Source organism: Myxococcus sp. AB056 (assembly GCF_006547365.1).
Lineage (GTDB): Bacteria > Myxococcota > Myxococcia > Myxococcales > Myxococcaceae > Myxococcus > Myxococcus virescens.
Genome location: NZ_VHLB01000034.1, coordinates 70692 through 80009, shown reverse-complemented (window position 1 = coordinate 80009; position 9318 = coordinate 70692). Strand labels below are relative to the sequence as shown.

5 protein-coding genes are annotated in these 9318 nt (G+C 69.4%); 3 read left to right on the top strand and 2 right to left on the bottom strand.

Going from position 1 to position 9318, the window contains the following annotated elements; genetic code table 11:
* The first annotated feature begins 191 nt into the window (after nucleotides 1-191).
* From FMP39_RS17115 to smc, 3 genes are all read left to right on the top strand, one after another.
* Nucleotides 192-1007: a lipopolysaccharide assembly protein LapB gene (locus FMP39_RS17115; protein ID WP_090493140.1), complete on the top strand. Its 816-nt coding sequence runs from the start codon at nucleotides 192-194 to the stop codon at nucleotides 1005-1007.
* 3 nt (nucleotides 1008-1010) lie between these two features.
* Nucleotides 1011-2402 (top strand): hemolysin family protein, encoded by a 1392-nt coding sequence (locus FMP39_RS17110; RefSeq protein WP_141591394.1) that lies wholly within the window; start codon nucleotides 1011-1013, stop codon nucleotides 2400-2402.
* A 534-nt stretch (nucleotides 2403-2936) separates the two neighbouring features.
* The gene (gene smc, locus FMP39_RS17105; RefSeq protein ID WP_141591392.1) at nucleotides 2937-6539 is read left to right on the top strand and encodes a chromosome segregation protein SMC; all 3603 of its coding nucleotides are present in this window, start codon (nucleotides 2937-2939) and stop codon (nucleotides 6537-6539) included.
* A 136-nt stretch (nucleotides 6540-6675) separates the two neighbouring features.
* On the opposite strand, the gene FMP39_RS17100 is transcribed toward smc, so the two are convergent.
* Together FMP39_RS17100 and FMP39_RS17095 are read right to left on the bottom strand one after the other, a co-directional pair.
* Nucleotides 6676-7872: a hypothetical protein gene (locus FMP39_RS17100; protein ID WP_141591390.1), complete on the bottom strand. Its 1197-nt coding sequence runs from the start codon at nucleotides 7870-7872 to the stop codon at nucleotides 6676-6678.
* Nucleotides 7873-7913: 41 nt separating this feature from the next.
* Nucleotides 7914-9293, bottom strand: a complete 1380-nt coding sequence (locus FMP39_RS17095) for a sigma 54-interacting transcriptional regulator (protein WP_090493132.1) — start codon at nucleotides 9291-9293, stop codon at nucleotides 7914-7916.
* Between the last annotated feature and the right edge of the window lie 25 nt (nucleotides 9294-9318).

The following is a 9318-nucleotide window of genomic DNA, read 5'->3' as shown; positions in this document are numbered from 1 at the left end:
CGCCTGGCCCGCATCCCCGGGGGCGGGGGACTGTCCGGCGGGCTCCTCCGGCGGCAGCGGCTCCGGAGGGGGGATGGCGCGGGGGTGACAGGCGGACAACATGAGCAGCAGCAGGGCGACGTGGCGCATGGGCGAGGGGAAACTCTACCTTGCACCTCTTGGAGCGCGGCGCGTAGATTGCCCGCGCGCTCATGGCCCGCGAAAAGGACAACATCGCTCTCTCCGACGAGCACAACACTCGTGGAATCGAGCTGGCGGACCGGGGTTGGCTCGACGAGGCCATCAAGGAGTTCAAGAAGGCCATTGATCTCGACCCGAGCTCCGCGCACGCCCACGACAACCTGGCGACCGTCTACGCGGAGAAGAAGCTCTTCCGCGAGGCCCTGTCGGAGTACCTCACCGCCCTGAAGCTGGAGCCGGAGAGCGCCACGGCGCACTACAACCTGGCCTGCTTCCTCTCCACCCACGCGGGGGAGATGGCGGTGGAGGAGTACAAGGAAGCCATCGAGCTGGACCCGGAGTATCCGGACGCCCACCTCAACCTGGGCCTCACCTACGCGGACCAGGGCCGCGTGGAGGAGGCGATGCGCGAGCTCCAGACGGCGATCGAGCTGGACCCCCAGGATGCCTTCCCCCGTCACGAGCTGGCCGCGCTGATGATGGACGAGGGCGACTACCGCTCCGCCATCACCCAGTTGAAGGAAGTGGTGCGCCTGGAGCCGGACAACTTCGAGGCGCAGCTGGATTTGGGCATCTGCTACGCGCAGAAGGGCTTCTACGCGGAGGCGGAGCGCGCCTATGAGCGGGCGCGGGCGCTCAATCCGGAAGACCTGCTGCTCAACTACAACCTGTCCGCCCTGTTCGCGCTGTGGGGGCGTCCCAAGGACGCCGTGCAGTACCTGCAGAAGTCGCTCACCGCGGACCGGCCGAAGGTAATGGGGTGGCTCTCCACCGACCCCATGTTCGACGCCCTCAAGGGTGACCCGGACTTCGAAGCCTTGTTCTGAGCCATGGGCAACGAATGGTTGTTCCTGGGGTTGGCGATCCTCCTCGTATTCGCCAACGGCTTCTTCGTGGCGACCGAGTTCGCCATCGTGAAGATTCGGGCCACGCGGCTCCAGGCCCTGGTGGACGAAGGTGCGCCGGGCGCGCCTACGGCCATGAAGATGGTGGAGAAGCTGGACGCGTACCTCTCCGCCACGCAGTTCGGCATCACCCTGGCCTCCCTGGGCCTGGGCTGGCTGGGTGAACCGGCCTTCGCGCGTTTGTTGGAGCCGGTGCTGGTGCAGCTGGTGCCGGAGGGCGCGGCCACCACGTTGGCCCACTCCGCGGCGGTGGTGATTGGCTTCAGCATCATCACCTTCCTGCACATCGTCCTCGGTGAGCTGGCGCCCAAGAGCCTGGCGATTCAGCGGCCCGAGGACACGACGCTCGCGGTGGCGCTGCCCATGCGGGTGTTCTACGTCCTGTTCTATCCGGCCATCGTCCTGCTCAACGGGCTGGCGGCGTGGGTGCTGCGCGTCTTCGGCCTCCAGGCGGTGGGGGAGGCGCACGAGGCGCACAGCGAGGATGAGCTGCTGGTCATCCTCCACAGCTCGGCGCAGGCGGGCGCGATTACGACGGCGCGCGCGGAGCTGCTGGAGCGCGCGCTGGAGATGGCGCAGAAGACGGCGCGGCAGGTGATGGTTCCGCGCAACCAGGTGAAGTTCCTGGACGTGGAAGAGCCGCTGGAGAAGTGCATCGCGGATGCGCGCGCGGCGGGCCACACGTGGCTGCCGGTGTGCCGGGGCAATCTCGATGAGGTCGAGGGCGTGGTGAACGCCAAGGACCTCTTCTTCCTGCTGTCCCGGGGCGAGCTGCGCAGCCTAGCGCAGGTGCAGCGCCCGGTGCTGTTCATCCCCGAGGGCGCCACGCTGGAGCAGTTGCTGGCGGAGTTCCGGCGCCGGCGCCGGCAGACGGCGCTGGTGGTGGACGAGCACGGCGGCACGTCCGGGCTGGTGACGATTGCCGACGTGGTGGCGGAGGTGGTGGGCGACGTCGCGGAGCTGGGCCGCCGCATGGACGAGGTCCGCGCGCTGCCCGGCGGCCGCTTCGAGCTGCCGGGCACCGCGCAGCTCGACGACCTGGAGGAGCGGCTGGACGTCAGCTTCGACCTGGACGAGGACGAAGAGGGCGAAGTGACGACCATCGCCGGCTACCTCATGACGAGGCTGGGCCGTGTTCCCGTGAAGGGGGACACGCTGCGGCTCGACATGTGGCGCATCGTCGTGGACGCGGTGGAAGGGCCACGCGTGGTGCGTGTCACCGTGGAGCCGCAGTCGCGGTCGGCGCCCGCGCGCAACGTGTCGGACGGCTCGGCGGGCTCCGGTGAGCCGTCCCCGAGCGGCTCGAACGAGTCCTGAGCCCGTAGACGCTGGTTCCTGGCTGGGGCTTCTTCGCTGCGGGCGACCCGCGCTTCACGACGCGGCGGTTCAGTCTCGCCCTTCCCCGGGTCATGATGCGTGCGTGATGCCCTCCCGCACCCCGTTGGCACGCCTGCCTGTCAGGTGGGCATGGGCGGCGCGTTCGTGTGGGCTCGGGTGGGGCCGTGCCCAGGGCATGTCAGACCGGAATGCTACGTCCCGCGGAAGGTCACGCGCTCGCGTGGCGCAACAGGACTCAACAGGGCTGAAGCAGCCACACCGGCGGGAGGACGTCATGGGAGCGTAGAAGCGCGGTGCACACGCCGCCGCCTCGCAGTGCGCGCGCTACAGCTACAGAGCACGTCTGCTCTGTCGCAGACCAGGCAACCGAACGTATGGCGATGCGTGGCATGGCCATGCTTGATCGCCCGGAAGGTGGCTGGTACTCCTTTCTGCTGAACGCTCCGAGGCCGATTTTTCGGCCTCGCGCGCGATTTTCTCCTCGTACCGAGCCCGCTCTAGGAGCCCGCTGGCATGCGAATCAAGCGGTTGGACATCACCGGCTTCAAGTCCTTCATGGAACGGAGCGTCTTCACGTTCGACGAAGGCGTGACGGGCATCGTCGGGCCCAACGGCTGCGGCAAGTCCAACGTCGTGGACGCCATCCGCTGGGTGATGGGTGAGCAGAGCGCGAAGAACCTCCGTGGCCGCGGCATGGAGGACGTCATCTTCAACGGCTCGGAGAACAAGCCGCCGCTGTCCATGGCGGAGGTGTCGCTCACGTTCATCGTGGATGACACGGACCAGCTCGCGCCCCAGTACCAGGGCTTCTCCGAAGTGACGGTGACGCGGCGCCTGTTCCGCAACGGCGACTCCGAGTACCTCATCAACAAGACGGTGTGCCGCCTGCTGGACATCACCGAGTTGTTCCTCGGCACCGGCGTGGGCACGAAGGCGTACTCCATCATCGAGCAGGGCCGCGTGGGCCTCATCGTGTCCAGCAAGCCGGAGGACCGGCGCCACCTGCTGGAGGAGGCCGCGGGCGTCACCAAGTACAAGGCCCGCCGCAAGGCCGCCGAGCGCAAGATGGAGGCGACCGACGCCAACCTGCTGCGCGTCACCGACATCACCAACGAGCTGGAGAAGCGGCTCGACGCGCTGTCGCGTCAGGCGAAGAAGGCGGAGAAGTACAAGAAGCTCAAGGCGCGCATGCGGGACATCGACCTGCACGCGGCCACCCACCGCCAGCTGGAGCTGATGGCGGAGAAGAAGATGCTCCAGTCGCGGCTGGAGAACCTGGGCTCCGAGGAACGGGAGAGCCTGGACCGGGTGAAGGAGCTGGAGGAGACCATCACCCGGCGCCGCACGGAGCTGGAGGCGGAAACCGCCGCGCTCCAGGCGCTGGCCGCGGAGGTGCACGCGCTGGAGAGCTCCCTGCAGCGCGACACGCAGGAGATGACCTACGGCAAGCGCGACCTGGAGGAGACGCGGGCCCGCGTGGCCGCCGCCCAGGTGGAGCTGGACGGGCTCCTGGCGCGCAAGGCGGAGATGTCCGAGGCCATGGCCGCCCGTGAGGCGGAGCTGTCGGGCATCGCCGGCTCGTGGAAGGAGGACGAGGTCGCGATGCAGGTGGCGCAGGAGGAACTGCGCCGCGTGTCCCAGCTCCAGACGGAGGTGGCGCTGCGCCTGGAGCAGGAGCGCGCCGGCCTGGTGGCCGTGGCCACGCGCCTGGCCAACCACGAGAGCAACCTGGTCAACCTCGCCCGCCAGCGGGGGGATTTGAGCGCCCGCCGCGCGAAGCTCCAGGGCGAGCTGGAAACCCTGCGCGCCCAGGAGCAGGCGCTGGAGAACGTCCGGGGCGACGTGGCGAAGCGGGTGGAGGACACCCGGCACCTCGCCGCGGAGCTGGCCGAGCGCAAGGGCCAGGAAGAGGACGCGCTCACCCGCACCCGCGCGGCCTTCACGGAAAACGAAATCGAGGTCATCGCGCTGCGGGAGGAGCTGAGCGACAAGCGCAGCCGCCTCTCCACGCTGGAAGACATCCAGAAGAACTACGACGGCTTCGACCGCGGCGTGCGCGCCGTGATGACGCGCGCCGGTGTGCAGGCCCGCGAGCAGGGCATCTTCGGCCTGGTGGCGGACGTCATCAACGTCACCCCGCGCTACGAGCGCGCGGTGGAGGCCGCCCTGGGGGAGCGGCTCCAGCACGTCATCGTCGAGAGCCGCGACAAGGGCGTGGAGCTGGTGGACTACCTCAAGGGCCACGCCGAGGGCCGGGGCAGCTTCCTCCCGGTGCCCGCGCTGGAGGCGCTGCCGGCCCCGCTGGAGCCGGACTTCAGCCAGCCCGGCGTGCTCGCGCATGCCCTGCGTGAGGTGACGTGTGAGGAGGCGCTGACGCCGCTCGTCCAGTTGCTGCTGGGGGACGTCGTCATCGTCCAGGACGTGGCCACGGCGCGCGCGTGGACCGAGTCGGGCGGCCCGGCGTGCACGCTGGTGACGGTGGAGGGCGAGGTGTTCCGCCCGGACGGCACCATCGTCGGCGGTGAGAGCGAGGGCGCGGCGGTGGGCGCGCTCCAGAAGAAGCGCGAAATCGCCGAGCTGGCCACCGAGGTGGCCCGCGTGGAGGAGCGCTACAACGAGATTCTCACCCGGCACTACACGCTCCAGAAGCAGATGGGGCACGCGGAGGGCGTCCTCAAGGGGCTGGCGAAGAACCAGCACGCCGAGGAGCTGAACCTCGCCAGCCAGGAGAAGGACCTGCACAAGGCGGGCGAGGACCTGGCCCGCGTGCGCGAGCGGGTGCGGGCCCTGGAGGTGGAGGAGGGGCAGCTCACCCAGAGCCACCAGGCCCTGGAGCACGAGGAGGAGGCGAGCCGCGGCGAGGTGGCGCACGGCCAGGCCGACCGCGAGGGCCGCGAGGAGCGGGTGAAGCAGCTCGTGTCCGAACAGGAGTCGCTGCGCCTGCGCGCGGAGACGGCCAACGGCGAGCTGACGGGCCTGCGCATCAAGGTGGCCGCCGGCAGCGAGCGTGGCGAGTCGGCCCGCAAGGAGCTGGACAGCCTCGTCTCCCAGCGTCAGGACATGGAGACGCGCATCACCCGGCTCCAGGCCACGGTGGTAGAGGGTGGGGCGCGCGTCGAGGAGCTGGCGCGACGCACGACGGACACCGAGGGCGGCCTGTCCCAGCGCGCCGAGGAGCACCGGCTCGCCGCGGAAGGGCTGGAGGCGCGCCGCGCGGCGCACACCGCGGCCTCCGCGGAAGTGCGTGAGCAGGACGCGACGTTCCGCGAGCTGCGCGGCCGCGTGGACGAGCTGATGCAGGGCCTGTCGCAAATCTCGCTGCGGGAGCGCGAAATCGCCCTGGAGCTGGAGCACCTGGCGGCGGGCATCCGCGAGCGGCACCAGGTGGAGCTGGCGAACGAACTGCACAAGTACCACATGCTGGCCGCGCTGGCCCCGGAGACGGAGGCGGAGCTGAAGGACCTGCGCGCGCAGGTGGAGAAGATGGGGGAAATCAACCTCACCGCCATCGACGAGCACGCGGAGCTGTCCAAGCGCTACGACTTCCTCACCGCGCAGAAGAAGGACCTGCAGTCCTCCATCGAGCAGCTGAAGGAGGCCATCCAGCGCATCGACGCCACCAGCCGCGAGCGCTTCAAGCAGACCTTCGACGTGGTGAACGAGAAGTTCCAGGCCATCTTCCCCCGCCTGTTCGGCGGTGGCCGGGCCAGCCTCATCCTCACCAACGAGGGGCCGGGCGGGGAGCCGGGCGTGGAAATCGTCGCCCAGCCGCCCGGCAAGAAGCTGCAGAGCGTCAACCTGCTGTCGGGTGGCGAGAAGGCCCTCACCGCCGTGGGCCTCATCTTCGGCATCTTCCTCATCAAGCCGACGCCCTTCTGCCTCCTCGACGAGGTCGACGCGCCGTTGGATGAGGGCAACGTGGGCCGCTACAACGACATGGTGAAGGAGATGAGCAAGCAGTCGCAGTTCATCCTCATCACCCACAACAAGCGGACCATGGAGGTCTCCAACACCCTCTATGGCGTCACCATGGAGGAGCCGGGCATCTCCAAGCTCGTCAGCGTGCGCATGCGCGAGGCGGGCGCGGCCAACGACGACAAGGTGACGGCGGCGTAGGCCCGTCCCGGGCGGGCAGGGCACCGGGCCTCCGGTGTCCGCCCCGCGGCGACGGTTTCCCCCCGGAAACACAGAAGGCGCGGGCCCCGGCTTCCGGGCTCCCGCGCCTTCGTGTTTTCCGCCGTGGGGCGGGGGACTACTTGAAGTTCTTCTTCGGGCAGGCGGCCTTGTCCTGCGCGGCCATCTTCTCCGCGTCGGCCAGTTCCTTCACGGACTCGTCGACGTTCTTCTGGGTGGCGGTGACGACGTCACCCCAGTTCTCCGCGTCCTTCGCCGCCATCTCCGTGGCCAGCGCCAGCGCGGCCTGGTCCGTGGCCTGGCGGGCCTTGATGGACTCGATGACGTCCGTGTCCGCCTTCACCAGCGCGTCGCACTTGCTGGACATCTCGTCGAACAGGCGCCAGTTCTTGGTCTTCTGGTAGCGGTCCACGACCTCGGCGTAGGCCAGGGCCGCCGGGGTGCGGGCGCCATCGGCGATGGCCGAGTCCGCCGCGCGCTGGGTGCGGTTGAGGTCCAGCTGGAGGAAGCGCAGCTCGGGCGGCAGGGCGGCCGACGCGGCGTCCGGCGCGGACGAGTCGAAGTGGACGAAGCGGTAGGAGAAGCCCAGCTCGTCGGAGCTCAGCTTCGCCGGCAGCGCGGCAATCTTCGGCTGGAGGCAGGCGGCCAGCTGGTCCGCCTCGGTGTTGCCGGAGGGCGCGAAGGTGACCTCGGCCGGGGTGGGCTGCGCCTTCATCAGCTTGATCTTCGCCGTCAGCGGCGGCGGGACCTGCTCCTTGAAGTTGGCGTAGCACTCACACCAGGACGGCTGCGCCAGGCGCACCGCGCCGGTGAAGTCCGAGCCCTCGTTGATGTTGAAGGTGACGGAGTTGAGGCCGCTGGTGGTGTGCTCGAAGGGGATGGCCGCCTCCACCGGCTGCGCGCCCTTGGGCAGCGCGGACAGCTTCACCTGGGTGTCCACCACCTTCTGGATGCAGGCCTGGCCTTCCGGGGTGAGGTTCGTCCCGGTGACGGCGTGCGAGGCGCCCTGGTCCGTGACGGTCGTCTTGACCTCCACCGTGGTGCTCTTCTCCGCGCCCCGGTGCTTCGGGTCCACCAGGCACTCCATCACCTGGGGACGCGTGGTGAGCAGCGCGCCCAGCACGACGCCCTGGCTTGCCTGCTCCGGGAGCTGGAGCTCGCGCGGGAAGCAATTCACCAGGTCGAACGGGGGCTGGTTGGTGATGCGGACACGCTCCTCGGTCGACGTGGGCTGTCCGGCCTGGGCTGCGGGCTTCTGCTGGCCGGCGCAAGCGGCAGTGAAGACGACGGAGGCTACGGCAACACGACGCAACATGCGGTTGTTCTCCCTAGAGGTGGACCTGCTTGCGGACTTCTTTACTTCTCCAGGCCCTCGGCGTTCTTGAGGTCCTTGAGCCGAAGCCCGTTCTTTTTCAAAAGGCGATAAAGGCTCTGCATGGACAGGCCGGTGCGCTGCTCCGCGGCCTTCATGTCGAAACCCACGGTTTTCATGACCTCGGCGAAATACAGGCGCTCGAAGTCGGCCAGCACCCTGTCCTTGGCCTCGTGGTAGGGCAGGGTGCCCACCAGCGTGGCCACCTGGGTGGTGGGGGGCTGCCCCTCGGCGCGCCGCGAGGGCTGGGCGAGGAAGTCCAGCCAACTGCTGTTGCCCGTCTCCTCCATGAGGGCGCCGCGCTCCAGCACGTTGCGCAGCTCGCGCACGTTGCCCGGCCACTCATAGCCCTCGAAGAGGGCCAGCGTCTGGGGCGTGAGGGTGATGCTGGCGCGCAGCGTCTGGGCCAGGGCCTGGGCCAGTGCGGGCAAATCGTCCCGCCGGGTGCGCAGGGGCGGCAGGCGCACGCGCGCCACCGCGAGCCGGAAGTACAGGTCCGCGCGGAAGCGTCCCTGGCGCACGTCCTCTTCCAGGTTCCGGTGCGTGGAGGCGATGACGCGCACGTCCACCGCCACCGGCTGGCCGTCCAGCGACGGCACCTCGCGCGTCTCCAGCACGCGCAGCAGCTTGCCCTGCACGGGCAGCGGGAGCTCGCCCACCTCGTCCATGAAGAGGGTGCCGCCCCGGGCCGCCTCGAAGACGCCCCGCGCTTCGCGGTCCTCGCCGTCACCCGCGCGCAGGCCGCCGAAGAGCTCGCGCTCGGCCTTCTCCTCGGAGATGAGGTTGCAGTCCACGACCTTGAAGGGGCCGTGGCGCCGCGCCGAGTGCTGGTGCACCGCGCGCGCCGCCAGCTCCTTGCCGGTGCCCGTCTCACCCTCCACGAGCAGGCTCATGTCCTCGCGGGCGATGCGGCGCAGCTCCGTGAAGACCCAGCGCATCTTCTCCGAGGCGCCCACCAGCGCGCCGAAGGACTCCGCCCCCGCCACATCCACCTCGGTGGGGCGCGGGGCGACCTTCACGGAGAGCTTCGTCTTGCCCAGCTCGACCTTGTCGCCGCTGGTCAGGTAGGCCTGCAGCACCTGCCGGCCGTCCAGGAAGGTGCCGTTGCGGCTGCCGGTGTCGCGCAGCAGCAGCCCGCGCGAGGTGCGCTCCACCTCCAGGTGGCGGCGGCTCACCGTGGCGTCGGTGAGGACCAGGTCGCAGGCGCTGTCGGAGCCCACGCGGACCAGTCCGTCCTGCGTCTTCACCTTCTTGCCCTTGTCAGGTCCGGCAACCACCTCCACCGTCCATTCGGGGATGGGGATTCGGGTGGTGCGGCCTTCCTGCTCCGTCTGAGTGGTCTGGGTGACCTCGGGCCTATCCATATCGGGTCCTCTTTAGGTGCGAGTC